This window comes from Propionibacterium cyclohexanicum (assembly GCF_900111365.1).
GTDB lineage: Bacteria > Actinomycetota > Actinomycetes > Propionibacteriales > Propionibacteriaceae > Propionibacterium > Propionibacterium cyclohexanicum.
Window position 1 is genome coordinate 25482 of record NZ_FOGZ01000023.1, and the last position, 20781, is coordinate 46262.

21 protein-coding genes are annotated in these 20781 nt (G+C 66.6%); 11 read left to right on the forward strand and 10 right to left on the reverse strand.

Annotated features, from left to right (window positions below):
• Positions 1–9: 9 nt before the first annotated feature.
• Complete coding sequence (locus BMX93_RS10285; RefSeq protein ID WP_091970765.1) at positions 10–1863, forward strand: hypothetical protein; 1854 nt, start codon at positions 10–12, stop codon at positions 1861–1863.
• A 28-nt stretch (positions 1864–1891) separates the two neighbouring features.
• On the opposite strand, the gene BMX93_RS13115 is transcribed toward BMX93_RS10285, so the two are convergent.
• Together BMX93_RS13115 and BMX93_RS10290 are read right to left on the reverse strand one after the other, a co-directional pair.
• Complete coding sequence (locus tag BMX93_RS13115; RefSeq protein WP_218139302.1) at positions 1892–2020, reverse strand: DLW-39 family protein; 129 nt, start codon at positions 2018–2020, stop codon at positions 1892–1894.
• A gap of 127 nt (positions 2021–2147) precedes the next feature.
• Positions 2148–3542: an Nramp family divalent metal transporter gene (locus BMX93_RS10290; RefSeq protein ID WP_091970767.1), complete on the reverse strand. Its 1395-nt coding sequence runs from the start codon at positions 3540–3542 to the stop codon at positions 2148–2150.
• A 91-nt stretch (positions 3543–3633) separates the two neighbouring features.
• Between BMX93_RS10290 and BMX93_RS12780 the strand changes: the two genes are divergently transcribed.
• From BMX93_RS12780 to BMX93_RS10310, 3 genes are all read left to right on the forward strand, one after another.
• On the forward strand, positions 3634–4380 hold the full coding sequence (locus BMX93_RS12780; RefSeq protein WP_177170185.1) for a metal-dependent transcriptional regulator: 747 nt from the start codon (positions 3634–3636) through the stop codon (positions 4378–4380).
• 65 nt (positions 4381–4445) lie between these two features.
• Positions 4446–4895: an HIT family protein gene (locus BMX93_RS10305; RefSeq protein WP_091970769.1), complete on the forward strand. Its 450-nt coding sequence runs from the start codon at positions 4446–4448 to the stop codon at positions 4893–4895.
• Positions 4896–5050: 155 nt separating this feature from the next.
• Positions 5051–5869: a hypothetical protein gene (locus BMX93_RS10310; protein ID WP_143052889.1), complete on the forward strand. Its 819-nt coding sequence runs from the start codon at positions 5051–5053 to the stop codon at positions 5867–5869.
• A gap of 33 nt (positions 5870–5902) precedes the next feature.
• Here the strand turns inward: BMX93_RS10310 and BMX93_RS10315 are convergent, their stop codons facing one another.
• Both BMX93_RS10315 and BMX93_RS10320 read right to left on the reverse strand, forming a co-directional pair.
• Positions 5903–6331: a MarR family winged helix-turn-helix transcriptional regulator gene (locus tag BMX93_RS10315; RefSeq protein WP_177170186.1), complete on the reverse strand. Its 429-nt coding sequence runs from the start codon at positions 6329–6331 to the stop codon at positions 5903–5905.
• Between the two features lie 67 nt (positions 6332–6398).
• Positions 6399–6971: an NADPH-dependent F420 reductase gene (locus tag BMX93_RS10320; protein WP_091970774.1), complete on the reverse strand. Its 573-nt coding sequence runs from the start codon at positions 6969–6971 to the stop codon at positions 6399–6401.
• Positions 6972–7329: 358 nt separating this feature from the next.
• Between BMX93_RS10320 and BMX93_RS10325 the strand changes: the two genes are divergently transcribed.
• The 4 genes from BMX93_RS10325 (at position 7330) to BMX93_RS10340 (ending at position 10797) form a co-directional block, all read left to right on the forward strand.
• Positions 7330–7983 carry a hypothetical protein gene (locus tag BMX93_RS10325; RefSeq protein WP_143052890.1) on the forward strand — a complete coding sequence of 218 codons (654 nt, stop codon included), beginning with the start codon at positions 7330–7332 and terminating at the stop codon, positions 7981–7983.
• Positions 7984–8310: 327 nt separating this feature from the next.
• Positions 8311–9309 carry an AraC family transcriptional regulator gene (locus BMX93_RS10330; RefSeq protein ID WP_177170187.1) on the forward strand — a complete coding sequence of 333 codons (999 nt, stop codon included), beginning with the start codon at positions 8311–8313 and terminating at the stop codon, positions 9307–9309.
• A 199-nt stretch (positions 9310–9508) separates the two neighbouring features.
• Positions 9509–10438: a hypothetical protein gene (locus tag BMX93_RS10335; protein WP_091970779.1), complete on the forward strand. Its 930-nt coding sequence runs from the start codon at positions 9509–9511 to the stop codon at positions 10436–10438.
• Positions 10435–10797: a GntR family transcriptional regulator gene (locus tag BMX93_RS10340; protein WP_091970781.1), complete on the forward strand. Its 363-nt coding sequence runs from the start codon at positions 10435–10437 to the stop codon at positions 10795–10797. Before BMX93_RS10335 ends, BMX93_RS10340 begins: the two co-directional genes overlap by 4 nt.
• Before the next feature lie 87 nt (positions 10798–10884).
• On the opposite strand, the gene BMX93_RS10345 is transcribed toward BMX93_RS10340, so the two are convergent.
• Together BMX93_RS10345 and BMX93_RS10350 are read right to left on the reverse strand one after the other, a co-directional pair.
• Positions 10885–11070, reverse strand: coding sequence for a hypothetical protein (locus tag BMX93_RS10345; protein ID WP_091970784.1), 186 nt, complete (start codon positions 11068–11070; stop codon positions 10885–10887).
• On the reverse strand, positions 11067–11720 hold the full coding sequence (locus BMX93_RS10350) for a DsbA family oxidoreductase (protein WP_091970804.1): 654 nt from the start codon (positions 11718–11720) through the stop codon (positions 11067–11069). The genes BMX93_RS10345 and BMX93_RS10350 overlap by 4 nt, the downstream gene beginning before the upstream one ends.
• Before the next feature lie 231 nt (positions 11721–11951).
• Here BMX93_RS10350 and BMX93_RS13345 point away from each other — a divergent pair, with 231 nt between their 5' ends.
• A complete protein-coding gene (locus tag BMX93_RS13345) occupies positions 11952–13682 on the forward strand; it encodes a cation:proton antiporter (protein WP_091970786.1) in 1731 nt (576 codons plus the stop codon).
• A gap of 219 nt (positions 13683–13901) precedes the next feature.
• Positions 13902–15467 carry an ABC-F family ATP-binding cassette domain-containing protein gene (locus BMX93_RS10360; RefSeq protein WP_245725827.1) on the forward strand — a complete coding sequence of 522 codons (1566 nt, stop codon included), beginning with the start codon at positions 13902–13904 and terminating at the stop codon, positions 15465–15467.
• A 70-nt stretch (positions 15468–15537) separates the two neighbouring features.
• Here BMX93_RS10360 and BMX93_RS10365 read toward each other — a convergent pair whose 3' ends face one another.
• Positions 15538–15903: a GyrI-like domain-containing protein gene (locus BMX93_RS10365; protein ID WP_245725828.1), complete on the reverse strand. Its 366-nt coding sequence runs from the start codon at positions 15901–15903 to the stop codon at positions 15538–15540.
• A gap of 55 nt (positions 15904–15958) precedes the next feature.
• On the opposite strand from BMX93_RS10365, the gene BMX93_RS10370 reads away from it, so the two are divergent.
• On the forward strand, positions 15959–16390 hold the full coding sequence (locus BMX93_RS10370) for a VOC family protein (RefSeq protein ID WP_091970808.1): 432 nt from the start codon (positions 15959–15961) through the stop codon (positions 16388–16390).
• 135 nt (positions 16391–16525) lie between these two features.
• On the opposite strand, the gene BMX93_RS10375 is transcribed toward BMX93_RS10370, so the two are convergent.
• The 3 genes from BMX93_RS10375 to BMX93_RS10385 form a co-directional block, all read right to left on the reverse strand.
• A complete protein-coding gene (locus BMX93_RS10375) occupies positions 16526–17014 on the reverse strand; it encodes a YbaK/EbsC family protein (RefSeq protein WP_091970790.1) in 489 nt (162 codons plus the stop codon).
• Positions 17011–17553 carry a helix-turn-helix domain-containing protein gene (locus BMX93_RS10380; RefSeq protein ID WP_091970792.1) on the reverse strand — a complete coding sequence of 181 codons (543 nt, stop codon included), beginning with the start codon at positions 17551–17553 and terminating at the stop codon, positions 17011–17013. Before BMX93_RS10380 ends, BMX93_RS10375 begins: the two co-directional genes overlap by 4 nt.
• A 193-nt stretch (positions 17554–17746) precedes the next feature.
• Complete coding sequence (locus BMX93_RS10385) at positions 17747–20296, reverse strand: AAA family ATPase (RefSeq protein WP_177170190.1); 2550 nt, start codon at positions 20294–20296, stop codon at positions 17747–17749.
• Between the last annotated feature and the right edge of the window lie 485 nt (positions 20297–20781).

Consider the following 20781-nt stretch of genomic DNA (forward strand, 5'->3'; position numbering starts at 1 on the left):
GGAGCAGAGATGCCGATCGATCCCGACGACCAGGCGCAGCCCGCGGGTCTGCTGGCGTGGCCGGATGCGGCGGCGGACGGCTTCGATACGGCGGCGCTGCGGGGCCTGGCTGCGGCGGTGGACGCTCGCGTCGACTGCGCGGATCACAGGCTCCTCCTGCTGCTCAAGAACTGGTTCGAGTGCTCGGAGCAGCTGGAGCCCGCTCTGCGGGCCGCGCTGCATGCCTCCATCACCGGTTTTCGGTACAGCATCGAGGAGCCTGGCGCCGATTCGATGTGCAGCTGGACCGAGAGCCATCTCCTGGCCTTCGCCACCTGCGAGTATCTGGCGGGACAGCTCTTCCCCGACAACCTGTTCACCAATGACGGCGCGCCGGGAGGGCTTCACCGGCGGCGTGGCGAACTGCGCATCCGCCAATGGCTCGACGACCGGTTCCGCTGGGGATTCAGCGAGTGGCTGTCCGACTCCGAGTATGTCGTCGATATTGCGGCGCTCACCCTGCTCGCCGATTACTCCCGCGACGACGACCTCACCCGCCGTGCGAGCATCCTCCTCGACATGCTCATGCTCGACATGGCACTGCACCGATTCGACGGCCATTTCGCCTCGGCGGCGGCCCGCTCGTCAGCCCACTGCTTGCTGAGATTGTCCAGCGCGCCCTCCCAGGCCGTCGTCGACGCCGCCTTCGCGGGGAAGAGTCCCCAGGTTGATGCCCGCGAGCTGAGCGCCATCTTCCTGTGTCGCCACCACTACACCGTGCCCGCTGCACTCGTGGACATCGCCGGCAGTGAGGAGGTCTTCCGGATCACCGGCTCGCAGGGCCTCGACATCGACGAGGTCGCTGCGGCACTGGCCCACGATCCGCTGCACCCACGCAGCAGCCCAGATGAGCAACTCGACTACTGGTGGTCGATGGAGGCCCTGACGGCCCCCGCGGTACTGAAAGCCACGGTCTCGCGCTTCGCGAGATGCGGACTGGAGACCAACGGCCGGCTGGCACACCTGGGCGAGCTGGCAAGGATTCCCTGGCCGTTGAGGCGGACGGCCTTGACGGTTGCCAATCCGGTCACCGTGGGGGCCGCCGTCCAGCGCGGCAACATCCAGACCTTCCGCACACCGTCCTATCTGCTGAGCAGCGTCCAGCGCTATCACCCCGGAGAGTTCGGTGGCCGGCACCACCTGTGGCAGGCCTGCCTCCCCGGCGGCATCTCGGTCTTCGGCAACCAGCCGGCGGGCTCCCGGATGAACCAGAGCGACCAGCCCCAGGAGGCTTCCGAGTGGGTCGGCAATGGTCTCAATCCCGACATCGCCCAGTCTGATGACGTCCTTCTCGTGCAGTACGACCTGCGGGGCCGTCAGGGCCGTTTCGAGGGCGCCCGACGGCTGTACAGCCACATCTACTTCCCGTTCGTGGATTTCGACGAGACCCGGATGGGCATCCACTGGGTTGCCGGCCGGCGCGGTGGCAGCTACATCGGTATCCTCTCGACAGCCCCGCTCGATCTCGTGAGCGAAACCGAGATCGTCCAACGCGGGGTGCGGATCGGCTATGCCGTGATCTGCGCGGACGAGTGGGAGTTCGGATCACTGATGGGTTTCGTGCAGCGGCTCAAGGAGTACTGGATCAGCCTCGACAATGGTTTTCTGCGTCTGGCCACGGCATATGGCATCTACGAGCTGGAGTGGGGAGGCGACTTCCTGGTGAACCGGAAGAAGGTGGACACCGACTACCCGCGTTACTCCAGCCATGTCGTCGAGGCACCCAGGTATCCCAGGGCGTTGCGCGTGGAGAGTGCCCGAAACCGTCTCGTGCTCGACTGGACGGCAGGCACCAGGAAGCAGACCCTGCGTCCAGGCGATTGAGAGCCCGGATCAGGCGTACCGGCGAGGTTCAGTCGATCGGATCGGTGGCCGCGCGCCACAGCTCGGCCTCATGGGCGAGCTCGCGATGGCGGTGCACGATGACTGCCGCGATCATGACGCCACTGATACCGAGAAGGCTCAGCAGTCGCTTGGTCATCTCTTCCTCCGAGGTCAGCGAGAGTTTCGGCGCCGGGGCTGGGGGCGCTGCGAGGCCCGCGCGGTCAGGATAGCGCGGATGCCGTGGCCGCCGCGCGAGGGACTCGGGCGCCCGGGGAGCCGTGCCCTCACAGCAGGCCCGCCACCGTCTGGACGATGAGCTGGACATTGAGCACGGTGAGGACGGCCGTCGCAGTCCAGCCGAGGATGCTCACCCAGCGGCGATTCGCGAAGCGCCGCCCCATGATGCGCCGGGAGCCGGTGAAGTAGACCAGCGGCACCATCGAGACGGGCAGCGCGATGCTGAGGAAGACCTGCGTGCCGACGAGCAGGTTGTCCAGGGCAGTCTCGGAGCCGCCGAATGCCAGGGTGCAGATGAGCACCGGGATCACAGCGAGCAAGCGGGTGACCATCCTGCGCATCCACAGCGGGATGCGCAGTCGGATGAAGCCCTCCATGACCACCTGGCCGGTGAGCGTGCCGGTGATGGTGGAATTCTGCCCGGACGCCAGCAGTGCTACGGCGAACAGCGTGCTGAGGACGGGGCTCGCGACGCTCCCGGTGATGCTCGGATCCTTCAGCGCCGAGTAGAGCGAACCGAAGGTGCTCAGGTCCCGGCTGGAACCGTAGAACAGTGCAGCGCCGAGCAACAGCAGCAGGCAGTTGATGACGAACGCCATCGACAGCTGGATGTTCGAGTCGATGGTCGAGAAGCGCAGGGCGCGGGCACGGCCGTCCTCGCTGCGCCTGTCGAAGTCGCGCGACTGGACGATGGAGGAGTGCAGGTAGAGGTTGTGGGGCATCACGGTGGCACCGACAATGCCCAGGGCCATCGTCAGCTGCGAGGCGTGGAGGATCTGCGGGGTGGGAATGAAACCGGCGAAGAGCTTGGGAAGGCTGGGGTCGGCGATCCACACCTCGTAGGCGAAGACCGCCATGATCGTGAGGATGAGCGTGGCGACGATGGCCTCGATCTTGCGGAATCCGACCATGAGGAGGAGCAGCAGGATCAGCACGTCACCCACCGTGATGAGCACCCCGGCCACGAGGTTCAGGCCGAAGAGCAGGTGCAGGGCGATGGCGGCCCCGATCACCTCCGCGATGTCGGTGGCCATGATCGCCGCCTCGGTGACGATCCACAAGGCGATGCCGGCCCTGGGGCCGGTGTGCGCGCGGGTGGCCTGCGCCAGGTCCATGCCGGTGGCGATGCCCAGCTTGGCCGCCATGTACTGCAAGAGCATGGCGATGAGGCTCGAGATGAGGATGACGCTGAGCAGCGAGTAGCCGAATTGCTGGCCGCCGCCGATCGAGGTGACCCAGTTGCCGGGGTCCATATAGCCGACGGCCACGAGGGCACCCGGGCCGGAGTAGGCCGCCAGGGTGCGCCAGAAGCCTGCGCTGGCGGGTGGCGTGCGGACCGTGCCGTTGATCTCCTGCAGGGACAGGCCATTGGCGGTCCGGATGATCCCACCGCGTCTGGTGGCCGTGGGTGCCGGTGGCTTGAGATCCTCGCCGACGGTCATGGCACCTTCTCACCCTCGAATTCCGAATCCCGGAAGCTTGAAGTTCGTTCACACGAAACCTCACAGGACACATTACACGTATTCTGGGCCCATGTCCTCGAAGCCCACCGTGCTCACTCCTCCACAGGAGCAATGCCTCAAGGTGATCTGGGGTCTGGCCGAGCGGGGCGTCGATCCGGTGACCAACACCGAGCTGGCGAAGAGCCTTGGCCTGGGCAACTCCACGGTCTCGGACATGGTGCGCCGCCTTGTCGATGCGGGACTGCTGAGCCATCAGCCCTATGGCGCCATCGCGCTCACGGGCAAGGGAAGTCAGGATGCGCTGCGCATGGTGCGGCGCCATCGGATTCTGGAGACGGGCCTGGTGGAGATCTTCGGCTATTCCTGGGACGAGGTGCACGACGAGGCCGATGCGCTGGAGCATGCGGTGTCCGACAAGCTCATCGACCGGATGGAAGGCCAGCTTGGCCATCCGACCCATGATCCGCACGGCGATCCGATCCCCAGTGCCGATGGGGAGATCACCAGGGCTGGCGGCCAGCCCCTCGACGCGCTGAAGGATGGCGCCCGCGTCCGGGTGGCGCGCGTTTCGGACCGGAAACCCGAGCTGCTGCGCTATCTCACCGCCAACGGGGTGGGTATCGGTACCACGCTCGTGCTCCGGGACTCTTCCCCGATGGCCAGCGACGTCACCTGTGTCGTCTCCGGCACCACGCGCTCGGTGACGATGTCGCGGGCGCACGCGCATCTGGTGACCGTCGTCGCGGTGGAGGCGCAGCACGACGGCGATGGCGTGAGGCCGGCGAGCGCTGGCGCGAGAACCGCAATGCCGGCGTAAGGTCATCGCGCGCATCGTAGGGAGGCTGGCGCCCCTCGGGTGTCACCACGTGCCACGATGGGCCCATGAGCACTGTCTTCACCAAGATCATCGAGGGTGAGTTTCCCGGGCGTTTCGCCTGGGCCGACGAGCAGGCCGTGGCCTTCGCCACCATCGAACCCATCAGCGATGGCCACATGCTCGTCGTGCCCCGGGTGGAGGTGCCCAAGTACACGTCGGCGCCCGACGAACTGCTCGGCCATCTCATGAGCGTGGCGAAGGCGGTCGGCCAGGCCTGCGAGAAGGCATTCGACGCGCCCCGCGCTGCGCTCCTGGTCGCCGGTTTCGAGGTCCCGCACCTGCACCTGCACGTCCTGCCGGCCTGGGGCGAGGCCGAACTGAGTTTCAGCAGGGCGCGCAAGGAGGTTCCTCCCGCCGAGCTCGATGCGGCCACCGAGCGGGTCCGCCGTGCGCTGCGCGAGCTCGGGTACGGAGCGCATGTTCCCGTGGCGATGGGCAGTCCGGCGCTGGGTTGATGGCTGAGGCCTGGACGGGGTCGTCCCACGTGGTGAGCAGGGCGATTGGGAATCGTCTCCGCACAGCTTAGGCTTACCTAAGTTACTGTGATGAAGGACGGCAAGCCATGGAGCCATCTTCCCCCGCACCGCGTCCGTGCGATACCAGCAGCTCGGTGTCGCGCACGAGATCGATTGCCTGCCGTCTGCTGGCGGGTTCGGGCAGCGCCCGACTGGTCGCCTACCGGTGGGCCCCATGCACCACGATCGATTCGCTGGTTCACGGGGTCACCACCCACGGCGAACTGGTCGTGGCGACCTGCTCGCCGGCGCACCAGCCCGACGATCCTCTCCTCGACGCGCAGCCAGTCGAGGTGCGGCTGAGCATCCTCAAGGACGCGGCCGATCCTTCCGTGCGCATCAACTCGGCCGCTGTCCACGCGTTGGGCACCTTGGAGTGGGTGCCCGAGTGCGAATCGACCCAGATGCTGGTGACGGACGAGCTGCCGGTTCAGGTGGCGGCCATTGCAGCCGGTGAGAACGGGCGTCTGGGGATTGTGCGGGCGCGCCGGATCCTCGTGCACGACGCCACCGGCATCACGCCGGTGGCCTTGTCGGATCTGCGCCAGTGCCTGGCCGGCTCTACCGCCACGGCGCCCTTTCCCTGCACTGACGAGGAACTCGACGCGTATCACGAGGTGCTGGCGTGTGGCGAGGAGACCTTGTGCCGGATCACCGATGCCGTCTCGTGCGGATTGCTGCCCGGACGAGAGCTCACCCGCCGCCCGCTCCGTGAGGGTTGCGTCCACATCGGGGACAGGGTCTATTGCGCCGATGTCGACCGCACCGGGATGGTCCTGGTGAAGGTGGGTGCCGAGTCCACCGAGACGGTGTTCGCGCCGTTCCCCGTCGAGGTGGACTCCATCGAGACCCTGTCCGCGCAGCTGGAGGGCTTGGTGCGCGATTCGGCGGCAATGGCCCTGCCAGGACGCTGAGGAGACGGTTCGGTCCTCGCCGGGGCCTGCAGCTCATCCCGCAGTGGCCTCGCGGAGCGCCTCGAGCGCTGTGCCGAGGCCGCGGATGCTGGGGGCGTCGAGGTGGGGAAGGATGAATTCGGCGAGGACGGCCTCGACGACAGCTGCCGCCTCATCGTGCTTGCGGCGCCCCCGAGTGGTGACGTCAATGAGAGAAGACCGCCGGTCAGCGGCATTGGCCGCCCGGCGCACCAGGCCCTCGCCTTCCATCCGATCGATGATCCGGCTGGTGCCGCTGGAGGTGACGGCGAGGCTCTCGGCAAGGTCGGCTACTCGGCAGCTCCCGGTTTCCTCGAGGATGTCGAGCAACTCGTAGAAGGTGAGGGTGAGGCCCAGTTCCGTGCGCAGCCGCGCGTCAAGGGCGTTCCAGAGGCGAATCTCCACGCGCACCAGGTCCTGGAATACCGCCGTCAACGCCGTCACCGAGCTTCCTCTCTCCTGCGCTCGAGTGGGGCCGCCTGATCTGCGCGGCCCCACCCACCGCGCCGGTTCACTTGTAGAGGGCGAAGCCGTTCGTCCAGCCGATCTGCCCGGAGGCCGCCAGAGCGATCTGGAGATAGCCGGCGGCTTCGAGCTCGGCGGCGCGGGCGAGTCCGCCGACTTCGTATGCGGACGCTCCCGAGGCAGTCACCGCCTCGCTGAGGGTCTTCTTCGCGCTCTCGTCATCGCCTGCGATGAGCACGGACACCGGGGCCGGCCCGGTCGTGCCAGCAGCCAGCGTGGCGGCCAGGTTTGTGTTGAAGGCCTTGAGGACGTGCGCTGTCGGCAGTGCAGCGGCCAGCTCGGCGGTCGCGCTGCCTGCTTCGGGCTTGATCGGCGAGAAGGTGGAGAAGTCGACCGGATTGGTGATGTCGACGACGATGCGCCCGTCCAGCTGCGATGCCGCTGTGGAGGCGAGGTCGGCGAGGGCCGGGTAGGGCACGGCCAGGACGACGATCTCGCCCTGGATCGTACCGGGTGCCTCTTCGTGGCTGATGAGCTGGACATCAGAACCGGACCTCGTGAACAGCTGCGCCAGTGCCTTGCCCATGGTGCCGGTGCCAATGATGCTGATGTTCGTCATGAATCGACCTTTCGTCAGTGGGTGCGCACCCGATGCGCGCGACATCTGACTCAACTCGGTGACGCGGAACTACATTCCACGTCACCGATCTTGATTTCCAGGAGATAGTGACCTACCCGGCGACCGTGTCGAGGGCCGCGCAGCGCGCACTCCGCGGCCCCGCAGGCAATGGTGCCTGGTCAGGCCCGCTCGCCGCAGCGGCGGGCGGCACGAAGCGCCCGGGATCTTCTGGCGCGCACCCGCTATGCATTTCGCGTCAGGATTCTCGCCAGTTCACCGCAAACGATTAATGGCGCCGCTGGAGGATCTGCACTTTCATGCAGGCTGTCGTGCGACACATCTCCCGAAAGGAGCTCTTATGGAACATCCAGCGGAAACCCCTCAGGATGAAACCCGGCATGCTGTTTCACGTCGCACGATCGTTTCGGCGGCATCCTGGTCGATTCCTGTTATCGCCATGACAGCCGTCTCCCCGCTGGCGGCCGCTTCGGCGGCACCGCAAAGGGAATTCAAGATCGAATCCCAATTCGGCACGGGCTGGTACCCGGAGAGGTATGGTGACCCATCGGCCGGAGCCTTGCAGTACGACACGTCGAAGAAGCAGAGTCATTACTTCCGTGTCACGGGCACCGAGCCAGGCGATGTCGTGACGAATATCTACTTCGAAGTGCTCCTCGCGACGAATTGGCCACTCCCGACGTTCACAGCGATGGACGGAAGCAATCCGTTGTGGACGACGCTCGCTGCAACAGGGGAGACCGAGACCGTCGGCGGTGTCACCTACAATGTTCTCCGGACCGATTATACGGATCCAATCGTCGCTACTGGCACGGTCGTCGAGATCCCCACGGAAGCCTACTTCCGATCCCCCGGACCCTTCTATGAAAACGTCGTCACCGTCACTCGTCGATTTGTGACCGTGAACGGCCAGACCGTCACCATGGTGGGTCCGGTCCTGACGATCCCCAGCTCCATCCTGCTCTCGGAGGCTCCCACCCCATACACGCCATAACTCCTCGTGGCCACGCCGCTGGCAGGACGCGCACCAGGGTGAGCCTGCCAGCGGATCGAGTCGATATCCGGTGGCAGGCCTCGGTGAATCGCGTCTGTGGCGACACCGGCCGGCGAAACCACGCCCACGAGAGCACTTCGCACGGGCCCCGCCATGAGGCGCCCGCCGCGCAAAGGCGTGAAGCACACAGTGGTATATCGATACTGCCTCTGAACGCGCTTCGTCGAGCGCCTGATGAACTGCCCGACGCTCTTTTTCTGCGATACCCCTGCGTCCACTGCCCACCGATCGTGTGCATGGACACTCCCTCCATTGGACGCCACTGCCATGCTCAGACACCAGGTCCTCCTGCCGCGCGATACCTCCCGAGGATGGCTCGATCTCGTCGGTCCCATGCGGTTCTCGCACAACCCGGAAACTGGGGCCGGATCGGAAGGGATCCATGCCTTCTTCGAAGGCGCGGGGATCCGGGTCCTTGCTGGCGATCCCCTGAGGCTGCGGATGCAGGCCTTACGGTTCAGCACCTTCATCATCGTCCGGATGGCGACGCCAGACTTTGCTGTGGAATGGACGAGACAGCGGATTACCGCTCGGCGCAGGTTCCTGTTCATCTTCGTGAGCCGGGGTTGCCTTGAGATCGGAGGGCACGCGCAGTACTGGACGTCCGATGGTGGCGGGCTCTGCATCATCTTCCCGGGCTCGGAGTCGGCCACCATTCGCACACGCGAGCCCAGCGAGATGGTGTTCTTCTCCTTTGACGAGGAGGAGATCTCGCCCCATAGGCTGACGCGTGACACGGTAGGAGATATCACGCCGGCCTCGATTGTTTTCCGAGCGGCATATTCCTATCTGCTGGCCGCGGCCCATGAGCCATCGACTGCTTCGAATCTCGAAGGAGATCTGGCCACCTTGCGATCGCTCACTCGGGAGGTCGCCCGGGCTCTCGCCGCCGCAGCCACTGTCACGAGGCCACCCGAACGTCTGTTCGCCACAGCACAGAGCGAATTGCACAAGAGATTCCGCCATCCCTCCTTCGGTCCGGCTGAGCTGGCCGCGGTGTGTGGGGTATCACGCAGCACGCTCGATCGCACTTTTGGCCGACACGATCTCCAGGTCAGCCGGGAGATCAGGCGCGCTCGGGTGGAGCATGCGATGTCACTGCTGTCCGCCGAACCCGCGGTGCAACTCGACGAGGTGGTCCATGCGAGCGGATTCGGCTCCCGGGCCAGCATGAATCGTGCCTTTCGCGAGGCCTTCGGGGTTCCCGCGGCCACCGCGCGTCATCTCCTCATGGAGACCGGCAAGGCACCGCGGAGACCGCGGTGAGGGCCGTGCCTGGCTGGGATCGGGCTGCGCGCCTCGGGGCCTTGCTCGGTCTCGTGGTGGCCGGGCACGATGGCCGTGATGTGGGCACGGCGTGATGTGGTTACGGGCAGCCAGCTCATTGCAGGACGAAGAACCGAGGCCCTTGCCGCATGAGATTTGTACCAGTACATTAGTTGTATTGGTACGAAGGGGGAGGCTGATGAACACTGCACTGTGGATCGCAGTCGCGCTGGTGTGTGTCGTGCTGCCAGCCGTCTCGCTCACCAGGGGAGGCAAGAGGATTCCGGCGCGCGAGGCGCTCGAAGGGTATGCAGCGGCCGCCGGGCTGCCGCTGACCGATGAGGTGGCCGGGCCGGTGATCGACAGGATCCGGCGCCGTGAGCGGGGCATGGTGATCGGCGGGGTCCTCGCCATCACGCTGGGGGGTTTGGCCGCGGTCCTCATCGACGGCACCGGAACCGAAGCAGGAGCGCTCGTCTTTGCCCTGGCCGGCGCGGGGACAGCCTTCGGCGGTGCGTGGACGATGGCCACACATCGTCCCTCGCCACTCTCTGACACGCCTGTGGTGGCCAGACCGAGGTCGGCGCAGTTGTCCGACTATCTGACGTCCGGCGAGCGATTCGCTCTGGCGGCCATGCCCGCCGTGCTGATGATCGGCGCAATCGCTGGGGCACTGCTCCTGCTCCGCCTCCCCTCGCAGGTCCGAGGAGCCGCGATCACGCTGGGCCTGCTGGGCACGGGCCTGGCGCTGGTGTCCTGGATACTCGCCCTGCTCGCCTTGCGTCGCGTCCTGGCCGCCCCGGCACGCAGCGGTTCGGATCTCGAACTGGCCTGGGACGATGCTGAACGGGCGATCGGACTGCGACAGGTGGCCAATCTGGTGGTGGGGGTCGGCTGCTTCGCCATCGCCTTCTGGCTGATCCTTGTGGCCCATAGGCTCACTACGACCGGTTTCTACCGAGAACCCGGCGCAACCCCCCTCACCTATGCACTCTCACTCGCGAGCCTGGCGATCTTCTCGGCGCTCATCGCGGTGGCTGCTGCAGGGCCGATGCGCTCGTGGCTCACCGGTGAGCGCAAGGGCTATGAGCAGCGGCGACTGTGGCCGCACGGAGTCGCAGTCCGATGAGCACCCTGACCATCGATCCGCATGCCTCGCAGCCGCCCTTCGAGCAACTGCGCCGCCAGCTCATCGAGCAGATCCTCACGCGGCAGTTGCCGCCCGGCACCAAACTGCCCCCGGTGCGCCGGCTGGCCGCCGACCTCGCCTTGGCTCCGAACACGGTTGCCCGCACCTACCGGGAACTCGAAGCCGAGGGTTACCTCATCACCAGGGGACGCAACGGCACCACCGTTGCGCCGGTCGCGGCGCCGGACGAGGAGAGCCGGCGCCGGGCCGGTGCCCTCACCTCCGCCTTCGTGGCGCACATGCGGGGCCTCGGATTCGATGCGGACGCCATCGTCATGGCGGTACGGCAGGCGCTGTGAGCCGGCGGCATGGACAGCCGAGCCCTCAGCGCGAAGGGTGCTGACGCGGCAGAAGGTGCTGGCCCGGTCGCCCGGCTGGCCGGACCCTCACCGATTGCCTGTCTCCTGGTTGCCTGTCTCCTGGTTGTCTGCCTGCTGGCCACCGGCGGGTTCCGCGGGCTCGGCGGCTGGCGTCGCGGCGATGGTCTTTGCCGGTGGGCGGCAAGCGCTGCCCTCGCAGGCGGCGCCGGGGGCGCCGAGCAGCCGGATCGGGGCGGATGGCGGGCGGCTCATGCGTGTGTCTCCTTCTCGCCGGAGACCTGGGTGAGCACCTGGGCGAAGGTCGAGGTCTCCTGGGCTCCCGAGACACCGTACGTGCCGTCGAAGACATAGAAGGGGACGCCCGTGATGCCATAGGCGCGGGCCTGCGCGCCATCGGCCTGCACTGCCGGCAGGTACTCGTCTTCGGTGAGGGAGCGGACGACATCCGCCCGGTCGAAGCCGAGACCCGCCGCGAGATCGGCGAGGTCGTCGATGCGTCCGACGTGACCTCCTTCGATGAAGTAGGCGCGCAGCAGTGCCTCCTTGACCTCGGCCTGACGGCCCCGAGCCTTGGCATAGTGCAGCAGCTCGTGGGCCTTGACGGTATTGGTCTGGTGCATCGCGCCGTAGTCGTAGTCGAGTCCGACTTCAGCGGCGATGGACGTCACCTGCTGCAGCATCTGCTCGACCTGCGCCAGCGGCATGCCCTTGCGCTCCGCCAGGTACTGGGCCGGCGTTCCCTCGTAGTCGACCGGGGTGTCCGGCGACAGCTCGAAGGAGTGGTACTCGACCTCCACCGCGCCGTCGAACGCGTCCAGTGCCGCCTCGAACTTCCGCTTGCCGATATAGCACCAGGCGCATTGCACGTCTGACCAGATGTCCACCTTCACGGGTTCGCTCACGCCCACCTCAGCAGCCCTTCTGGGGCCGGTATTCCCCGGAGACCGGGGCTGGTTCACGTGAGGGTCTGGGCGGGGATGGGCTGTGGGCGGTTCGGTACCTGTCGAGTGATGATCTGGGCAGTCTGCGCCTCCACCATGAGCCCCGCCGGGAGCGGCAGTCTTGTCGCCGCCGTGCCAGGTCAGGGCAGGATATGTTCATCGCAGGCTGCTCGCTAGGCAGGGAGATGGGGAATGGAAGGTCTGTTCGTCGTCGTCATCGCTGTCGTGTTGATCGCGATCGTGGCTGCCGTGGGTCAGCGGATGCATCTCGCGTCGCCCCTGGTGCTGGTAGCGATCGGCCTGCTGCTGGCGGCCATGCCGTTCACCCCCGATCTGCCGGCCATCGACCCGGAGTGGATTCTCGTCGGGGTGCTCCCGCCCCTGTTGTACTCCTCGGCGATCAATCTTCCCGCCATCGAATTCCGGCGCGACTTCACCCCCATCGCGGGGCTCTCGGTGGTGCTCGTGGTGATCAGCGCCGTCATCCTCGGGCTCTTCTTCACCTGGACGATTCCGGGCCTGAGCCTGCCGCTCGGCATCGCACTCGGGGCGATCCTGAGCCCGACAGATGCGGTGGCCACCTCGATCGTCAAGAGGCTCGGCATCTCACCCCGGGTCGTCACCATGCTGGAGGGCGAAAGCCTGCTCAACGACGCGACGGCGCTCGTGCTGCTGCGCACTGCCATCACCGCCATCGCCGCCGGCTTCTCCTTCGGCTCAGCCGTGGGCGCGTTCCTTGGGGGAGTGCTCGTGGCGTTGGTGGTCGGGGCCGTGGTGGGCTGGGCGAATCTGCGGGTGCGCGCCTGGGTGAACAACTCCGCCGCCAACACGGCGTTGAGCTTCGCCGCGCCATTCATCGCCTACGTGCCCACCGATGCGATGGGCGGCTCGGGACTGGTGGCCGCGGTCGTCGTCGGCATCGTGACCGGGCAGGGGGCCGCGCGCTGGCTGACGCCGGAGCAGAGGCTCTCCGACCGTCTGAACTGGCGGACCGTCGAGTTGATCCTGGAGGGCGGCGTCTTCTTGATCATGGGCCTCGAGCTCAACGAGGTCGTCGACAAGAACCTCACCGAGCACGAGGGCCTGTGGCGCGGCACCTGGCTCGCGCTCGCCGCGCTCGGCATCCTGCTCCTGGTCCGGGGAGTGTATGTGGTGGTGATCATCTGGGGCCAAGGACGCCGCGCCGACCGGTTCTCCTCGGACGACATCGCCCGCCTCGGCGCTCATCTTGAATCGGTCGCCAGGGGCAGGACGGCAGCGCGTCATTCCACAGACGCCGCAGCGTTGCGCAGGTGGGGCGAGTCCATCCGCCGGCGCTTCACCCGTATCGCAGCGGATCTCGATTACTACCGTGCCTCCCGGCTGGGATGGAAACACGGCGCGGTGATCGTCTGGGCGGGAATGCGCGGCGTGGTGACCTTGGCCGCCGCCCAGACCCTGCCGACCGACACGCCACAGCGGGAATTGCTCGTGTTCGTCGCATTCATGGTGGCCCTGGCCAGTCTCATGCTGCAGGGCTTCACCCTTACCCCGCTGGTGCGTGCGCTGCGGATCCGTGGCGGAGGTGAGGAGACCAAGGCACAAGACCAAGAAGACGAGGCGCTGCAGGACGAGCTGCGGGTCGCCGCCATCGCGCTGCTGCAGGAGCCCGGACTTCGCAGACGCGACGGCAGCCCGTTCGATCCGGAGTTCCTGAGCCGAGTCGAGACGGGACTCACCATGCCGCCCGACGACAACACCACCGCTGTCACGCACGAGGCACTCGAGCTGCGGCTGGCGATGATCAAGGCGATGCGAAGCCGCCTCGTGGACGTCGCCGCTTCGGGCAGATACAGCTCGGCGGCGTTGCGCCAGTCGCTCGCCGAACTCGACGCCGATCAGCTGAGCGTGGAGCTTAAGGTCTCTGGCGGCGAGGTGGACTGAGCGTCAGCGTCACCGTTGGGCGGTGCGCGGCGCGGGTTTCCCGGCCGTCCCCTTGGGAGTAATCTTGCCCAGAGCCTTGCGGGTCGAGCCGCGCGTGACAGGGGCTGGCAGAGAGCGAAGAGATATGACGGACACTCCAGCCGCCTGACCGCGCGCCACCGCCCCCCCGCGACGGGATGAGGCGGGTCGGCGCACCGCCGCCGACTCTGGAGTATCCCCATGTCAATGACACCAGCGTCCGTCGTTCTCACGGGCGTGTCCTTTTCCTGGCCCGACGGCCAGGCTGTTCTCAGCGGCGTGTCCGCTTCCTTCGGCACCGGCCGTACGGGCCTGGTCGGGCCCAATGGCAGCGGCAAGTCCACCCTCTTGCGCCTCATCGCCGGCCACCTTGCACCCTCGGCCGGGTCGATCTCGATCGATGGGATCGCCGACTATCTGCCCCAGCGCTTCGACGCCGGCGAGACGCTCGCCGATCTGCTGGGTGTTCGGGCCATCCTCGATGCGGTGCATGCGATCACCAGCGGAGACGCGTCCCCTCATCTGTTCGACATCGTCGGGGACAACGGGTGGGACATCGAAGAACGCGCCGCGGCGGCACTTGCCGCGATCGGTGTGCCGACAGATCTCGGCCGGACGACCGCGACGCTGTCGGGTGGGGAGGCGATGCTGGCCGCAGTGACCGGCGTGCGGCTGCGCGGCGCCGATGTCGCGCTGCTCGACGAGCCCACCAACAATCTCGATACCGAGGCCCGTGAACGCCTCTATGAACTCATCTCCTCCTGGACAGGTGCGCTCATCGTCGTCTCCCACGACCGGGCCCTGCTCGAATTGGTCGACGACACGGCCGAACTGCGTGGCGGGTCGCTGGCGACCTTCGGCGGCACATACTCCGCCTACGAGTCCTTCCTCGACACTCGGCAACGGGCCGCGCTCCGCACGCTTCGCGACGCCGAGGCGACACTGCGCAAGGAGAAGCGGCAGCGGATCGAGGCCGAGGAGAAGATCGCCCACTCTCAGCGTCGGGGCCGCAAGGACGCCGCGAACCGCGCCTTCGTGCCCGCCGCCATCGACAGGCGGCGCAACTCCGCCGAGAAGACCCAGGGCGCGCGCCGCGGCCTGCTCGCCGGCAAGGAGGACGCCGCTCGGGTCGCGGTCGAGGCGGCCGAGCGAGCTGTCCGCGACGACGAGCGCATCGTTATCGACCTTCCCGACCCCGATGTTCCCGCAGGCCGGCGCATCGCAGAGATCGGTGGATACGTGATCGCCGGCCCCGAACGTGTCGCGCTCACCGGCCCCAACGGAATCGGAAAGACGACGGCGCTTCGCGCGCTCCTCGCGGGCCGAGGGTTGTTCACCGGGCGCGTCGCCTACCTGCCCCAGGGACTCGACCTGCTCGACGACGGCGCGAGGGTCCTCGATGCCGTGGCTGCGGGGGCGCCGGAAACCTCGATCCCCGACCTGCGCAATCGCCTCGCCAGATTCCTCGTCCGCGGTGACCAGGTGTACCGGCCGGTGGCGACGCTGTCGGGTGGGGAACGCTTCCGGGTCACCCTCGCCCGGCTCCTCCTGGCCGACCCGCCCGCCCAGCTCCTCGTCCTCGACGAGCCGACGAACAATCTCGACATCGCCTCCGTCGACCGGCTCGTCGAGGCCCTGTCCACCTACCGGGGAGCCCTCCTCGTGGTGAGCCACGACCGGGACTTCCTGAACCGGCTCGGCATCGACGTCGATATCGTCATGGCTCGCGGCAAGGGCGGGCCGAAGTTCGTGCCTCGGCGGCGATAGCGTCCGGGGTTCGCCTCGGGCACTGTCGTCGAGAGGCGAGCCCGGTAGGAAGCCGGCCAGTGAGCGGCGGCTAGTTTGCGGGTGCGATGGGCTGACGCAGGATCGTGCGCTGCCTGGCCGCGGCGGTCCGGCGGACGTCGCTCAGATAGATCTCGTGGTGCTTTCCCGCTCGGCGCAGACCCTGGGAGGGGATCACCTCGTCGTGCATCCGCTCGAGAGCGGGACCTTCGTCGTCGAACGAGCCGATGTGCAAAGTCTGGATGCAGCGCCCTTCGTCGAGGGTTTCGAAGCGCACCTCGTCCAGGCGCGCCGGGCGAGAGGCTGCGCGCGCCTGCTCTCGCGCGGCCTCGACATGCGCCGCGTCCAGCCAGTCCGGGATCATGAGCATCATCGTCCAGTCCCACGCCGACTTGTCGAGCGCGGAGGTGAAAGGCATTTGGGTCGTGCGCCTGCTGGGGCAGGTATGCGGCCAGGTTGGGTAGCCTTCGGTGATGGAGATCGCATTCATTGCCGGCTTCGGGCCGATTGGAGCCGAGCCGAGTTCCATGGTCGACTTCTGGTCGCGGAGATTGGGGATCACGTTCGATGAGCTCGCGCCGGACTATTACCACGCCTCTGATCTGGGCGGGGCCAGGGCTTTCGCGTTGTGGCCGCTGAGCCAGGCGGCGCAGGCGACTTTCGGAACCGACGAGTGGCCCGCACAAAGGCCTGTCCCGCAGGCGTGGATCGAGCTGGAAGTGTCGTCGCCCCGGGCCGTTGCGGACGCAGTCGACGAGCTGCGAGCCAAGGGGCAGGAGATCTTGGTGGACGCTCACGAGGAGCCGTGGGGCCAGACGACTGCGCGTCTGCTGAGCCCGGAAGGCTTGCTCGTGGGCATCTCCTATCTGCCCTCGTTCCATATGGACGAGGCAGAGCAGAAGTAGCCCGCTGTGGACCATCGCTGTGGACCAGCGAGGGGCCATGCGCGCATGTCAGGCGCGAGTGCGACGCAGCCCCTGCCGGTGAGGAGCTCGTTGACCAGGCCTCGTCCACGGCGCCCCCGCAGCGCCCAGGCGTCCTCAGTCTTCGGCGACGCGGATCGGAGTGCCGCCGGTGATTGCGACGAGGTCGGCGAAGGTGAGCGGGAACACGGTGTGTGGCGTGCCGCCCGCCGCCCAGATGACCTCGTAGTCCTCAAGGGCTTCATCGACGACGGTCCGCACCGGTGCAGGGTGACCGACGGGCGAGACACCGCCGATCGCTTGTCCGGTGATCTCGCGCACGAGCTTCGCGGGTGCCATCGTCACCGATGTCGCGCCGAGCTGTCGTGCAAGATGGTCGGTGTCAACGCGATGCCGGCCACTGGTCATCACCAGAACCGGCTGGCCGTCGGCGAGGAAGAGCAGGCTGCTCGCGATCGCTCCCACCTCGCAATCGAGCGCGGACGCGGCATCCGCGGCGGTGCGGGTGGAATCCGGCAACTCGCGTACTCGCCCGGGAATTCCAGCCTTGTCGAGGCGCTGCTGGACGACCTGACTGCGCTGTGGCAAGGGCTTCTCGATGGTCATGGGGTGTGCCTCGCTGTCTCAAGGGGGTAGGGGTAGTGCATGAGGAGGATCACCTCGGCGTCACCGTCGAGGGCAACGAAGATGTGGGGCAGATCGCCGGGATAGCGGAGGCTCTCGCCGGGTCGGAGGTCGCGTTCGTCTCCTTCGGTGCCGACGCGGACCCGGCCGCGGATCACGGTGACGGTTTCCTCCACACCGGCATGGTGAGCAGTGGAGTGCTGTTTTTGCGCTGAGACGGTTGCCCGATACGCCTCGACGGTCCCCCCATCACTGGCCCATGTCCCGAGTAGGGTCGCGAAGACTGAGACGCCGGAGACTGAGACTGGCGCCTTGCCGGGGCGGTCGGGGATCAGCGCCCCGAGCGGAATCTCCAGCGCGGTGGACAGAGCGAACAAGGTGTCCAATCGGGCGCCCCGCAGGCCGTTCTCCAGCTCGGAGACAGTCCCCTTCCCGATCCCGCTGCGGCGCGCCAGCTCCGACAGCGACAGGCCGCGCTCTTCGCGCGCCAGTCGAAGCCGAACGGCCAGAGAATCGTTCATCGCGCACCCATTCGTTCTGATAACAGAACGATAGCAAGAGCAGGTACGGAGGCGAGATGTGGTGTCTTCAGGTGAGAGGAACCGCTCCACTGCGAGGTGGCGAGCTGACAGCGCAACCGGGGATTCCCGCGCAGGTAGTTGAGAGGTTGTGGTCACGCAGCCCGCGATTTAGGAAAGTCAAAACAGATGCCACCTATCCATGCAGCAGGCCCTGTGGCTCGTTCCTGAGGTTATTTGTGGGGTTCTGGGGCCGCTGTGGCGAGGGCACCTCGGCGGGATGTTCCGGCCTGATTTGTGCCTGGAGAAACTGGGAGACGCTGATGACCGGCTTCCCCCATTTTGCGGCTGCCCGGGCCTTGTTGGATTGTGTGCCCAGTTCAGCAGCCACCAGCAGATCGCACCCGCTCTTGGTCACAGACTCCACAGGGATTAGACCGATCGACGTGGTGTACCGCTTCAGTTCGGCCCTCGCCAAGGGCCGTCCATGCATATCGAAGGCGTCCCCGGTGAAGCAGACCCGCGCACCCAGGAACACCACCTGGGAAAGATCAGTGGTGGTCGAAGCGGTCTCAGCGGGCACGACGGCTTCGCCCAGCAGCGGTTCGAGCAGCCTCAGTCGTTCGATCAGCGAAGGTGCGAGTCCGGCAGAGTTGCCGATCACCGACGCCAGTCGGGCGGCGATGGCTGCTCGCACGATGCCCTTATCGACGTCGAAGGCGGTCTGCGGTGTCTTTGCCTTGAGGATGGCGCCGCTCAGAATTTGGCTGATGGTGAGCAGTTCCCCAAGCGCAGGATCGCTGCGGGGTACGGCGAAATCATCTCGGGAGAGCAGATAGGACATCTGCTCGTCGAACTCGGGAGGGGCGAATGTGGTTCCGCCGCTACCGCCGAGGCGTTGGTGCGCCGCGAGTGCGGCGCGTGCGCGGCGCAGCGCCGTAGGTGCCTCGCATTCAGCACGCTCCCCGGGAGTAAGTGTCTCGGGGTCAAGATTGATTCCCAGCGGCAGCGCGTGCACCAAGCCTTGCCGTTTGAGTTCAAAGTCGATTGTCCCTAGCGACTCGTCGATGCCGACTCCGATCGGCGTCATCCCCTTAACCAGTCGAGCCAGTACCGACCAGGCCTCAACGAGTTTGGGGGCAAGCGCGGTGTCGTCGACCGTGATGCCGTACGCCTCTCTCGCCCCGGACTGGTCTCGTTCGGGGTTGATGAGCGTGGAGAGGCTGGTGCCGTCGTCGAAGGCCAAAGCGATCTCGATCGGCCGGGGTCGCGACCACCGGTCCTCGGCACCGACGGTCAGCACCCCAACGCCAACGTGCCGTTCGGCCACGTGCTGGGTGGCTTCTGCGAGAAACCGAAGAACGCGCCGGTCGGTGCGCAAGTCCTTGGCGAGGACGTTTCGAGTGAGCACGATGCCGTTCATAGACGTCGCGCGGCTGAGGGCCACGTAGACCTGCCCGTAGTCGAATGTGCCTCCGGTGAGGTCGACGATGAGCCGGTCGAGCGTCTGGCCCTGAACCTTGTGGATCGTGATCGCCCAGGCAAGCTTGATGGGGAGTTGAGTGAAGGTGCCAACGGGGACGCGGCGCATCGCGCCGCCCGCGACCTGCGGGATGGTCACGTCCCATGAGTATGGCCTGACGTCGACCGTCTCCCCTCCGTTGAGCGCAACCAGCACCGTCGCGCCGTCGTCGGCGACGCCGGTGATCTTGCCCAGTGAGCCGTTGACCCACCGGCCACGATCGTCGTTGTTGAGGAGCATCACCTGGGCACCGATCTTGAACTCCACCCGATCCTCGACCGGCGCGTCGAAGGTTGAAATGTCGCCGGTCACGGTGGCGTCGTGAACATAGAGCCTGCCATCGAGCCGTTCCAGTGCTTTTCGGTTGCGGGCCGTCACGACGCGGTTGGTCGGAGCGACCCGCAGCCAGAACTCGTCGTCGGGTGGGATGAAATCGGCGTCAGTGCGTGTGTTGAGTTCGTCACGCATCTCATCCACGAGCACGCCTTCACGTACCGCATTGAGGAGGTCCGTCAGGCGCTGGTCTCCGAGCTGCCGGAACACCGTGGTGAGTTGGACCGTGGGAAACGCCTTGCGCGTAAAGGCTTTGGCTGAGAAGAAGTACGGCGTCTCGTATAGCCCCTCGAGCCAGGCCCGCTCGGGGTCTGTCACGACCGGGGGGAGCTGGAGCAGGTCACCAACAAGCACTACCTGCACCCCACCGAACGGCTTGCCCGGGCGACGCCCAAACCGCCGCAGCGCGGCCTCGACTCGGTCGAACAGGTCAGCGCGGACCATCGAAGCCTCATCGATGATGAGCGTCTGCATGCCCTTGATGACTTCGGCAAAGCGACCCGGGCGGTAGTGACCTGTCTGGACATCATCGAGGGTGGTCGACGGGCCGAAGCTGAAGAGCCGGTGGATCGTCAGGCCGCCGACGTTGAGGGCGGCGATGCCAGTGGGAGCCACCACTACGACTTTGCGGCGAGTGTGGGCCATGAAGTACCGGATCAGCGTTGACTTACCGGTGCCGGCCTTACCGGTGAGGAACATGCTCCCGCCATGGTTCAGGATGCTCAATGCCCGCCGGAACTCATCGGTGAGATCGATCGTTCCCGACCGTGACGCACTCTGCGCTGGGTGTGGGCCCGGTTCGCTCACGGCAACCGGCGCATCGATCCGTGAGATCGGCGTCAGGCCGGGATTCCGTTGTGCCGCGATCGCTCGTTCGATCGCATTGACCATCGCTTGTGCATGGCTTGTGGACACGCGGCGGAAACGAACGAGGGTCTGACGGTCTGCGGTGGATAAAACAATCCGGCCCTTCGACAACAGACCCGCCTTTACGAGGCTGATATCAGTGAGTGCATCCAGAGGGACGTGAACCTCGCGCGCACCATGGGCCCTCCTTCTCGGCCGGCCAGATGTGAGCACCCGTACGTAGCCGGAGTGCAACTCGATGCGCGCGCCATGCATATCGAACGCTTGTATCCCGGACTCATTCGCTATCGAACCGCTCCGTCTCATGGCGTTAACCTATCCCTCGCTCTAGGGGAGAGCGAGGACATCCAGTTAGCACTCAGAGCTGCCGTGACGTACACCCAACTCGAGTTCCCTGCGAAGGAGCTCGAATACGGCTCTTCCCAGATGAGGGTGTAGGCGACGCAGCAGCCGTGGTGGGAGGGCGCGGCGCGTCGGTGCCCGGATAGTGGCCGAGGCCTTCCGAGGAT

Bases quoted from the DNA above. Each gene is read 5' to 3' on its own strand.
- BMX93_RS10285 (WP_091970765.1), top strand. From the start codon at position 10: ATGCCGATCGATCCCGACGACCAGGCGCAGCCCGCGGGTCTGCTGGCG.
- BMX93_RS13115 (WP_218139302.1), bottom strand. From the start codon at position 2,020: ATGACCAAGCGACTGCTGAGCCTTCTCGGTATCAGTGGCGTCATGATC.
- BMX93_RS10290 (WP_091970767.1), bottom strand. From the start codon at position 3,542: ATGACCGTCGGCGAGGATCTCAAGCCACCGGCACCCACGGCCACCAGA.
- BMX93_RS12780 (WP_177170185.1), top strand. From the start codon at position 3,634: ATGTCCTCGAAGCCCACCGTGCTCACTCCTCCACAGGAGCAATGCCTC.
- BMX93_RS10305 (WP_091970769.1), top strand. From the start codon at position 4,446: ATGAGCACTGTCTTCACCAAGATCATCGAGGGTGAGTTTCCCGGGCGT.
- BMX93_RS10320 (WP_091970774.1), bottom strand. From the start codon at position 6,971: ATGACGAACATCAGCATCATTGGCACCGGCACCATGGGCAAGGCACTG.
- BMX93_RS10325 (WP_143052890.1), top strand. From the start codon at position 7,330: ATGGAACATCCAGCGGAAACCCCTCAGGATGAAACCCGGCATGCTGTT.
- BMX93_RS10330 (WP_177170187.1), top strand. From the start codon at position 8,311: ATGCTCAGACACCAGGTCCTCCTGCCGCGCGATACCTCCCGAGGATGG.
- BMX93_RS10335 (WP_091970779.1), top strand. From the start codon at position 9,509: ATGAACACTGCACTGTGGATCGCAGTCGCGCTGGTGTGTGTCGTGCTG.
- BMX93_RS10340 (WP_091970781.1), top strand. From the start codon at position 10,435: ATGAGCACCCTGACCATCGATCCGCATGCCTCGCAGCCGCCCTTCGAG.
- BMX93_RS10345 (WP_091970784.1), bottom strand. From the start codon at position 11,070: ATGAGCCGCCCGCCATCCGCCCCGATCCGGCTGCTCGGCGCCCCCGGC.
- BMX93_RS13345 (WP_091970786.1), top strand. From the start codon at position 11,952: ATGGAAGGTCTGTTCGTCGTCGTCATCGCTGTCGTGTTGATCGCGATC.
- BMX93_RS10360 (WP_245725827.1), top strand. From the start codon at position 13,902: ATGTCAATGACACCAGCGTCCGTCGTTCTCACGGGCGTGTCCTTTTCC.
- BMX93_RS10365 (WP_245725828.1), bottom strand. From the start codon at position 15,903: ATGCCTTTCACCTCCGCGCTCGACAAGTCGGCGTGGGACTGGACGATG.
- BMX93_RS10370 (WP_091970808.1), top strand. From the start codon at position 15,959: ATGGAGATCGCATTCATTGCCGGCTTCGGGCCGATTGGAGCCGAGCCG.
- BMX93_RS10375 (WP_091970790.1), bottom strand. From the start codon at position 17,014: ATGACCATCGAGAAGCCCTTGCCACAGCGCAGTCAGGTCGTCCAGCAG.
- BMX93_RS10380 (WP_091970792.1), bottom strand. From the start codon at position 17,553: ATGAACGATTCTCTGGCCGTTCGGCTTCGACTGGCGCGCGAAGAGCGC.
- BMX93_RS10385 (WP_177170190.1), bottom strand. From the start codon at position 20,296: ATGGTCAATGCGATCGAACGAGCGATCGCGGCACAACGGAATCCCGGC.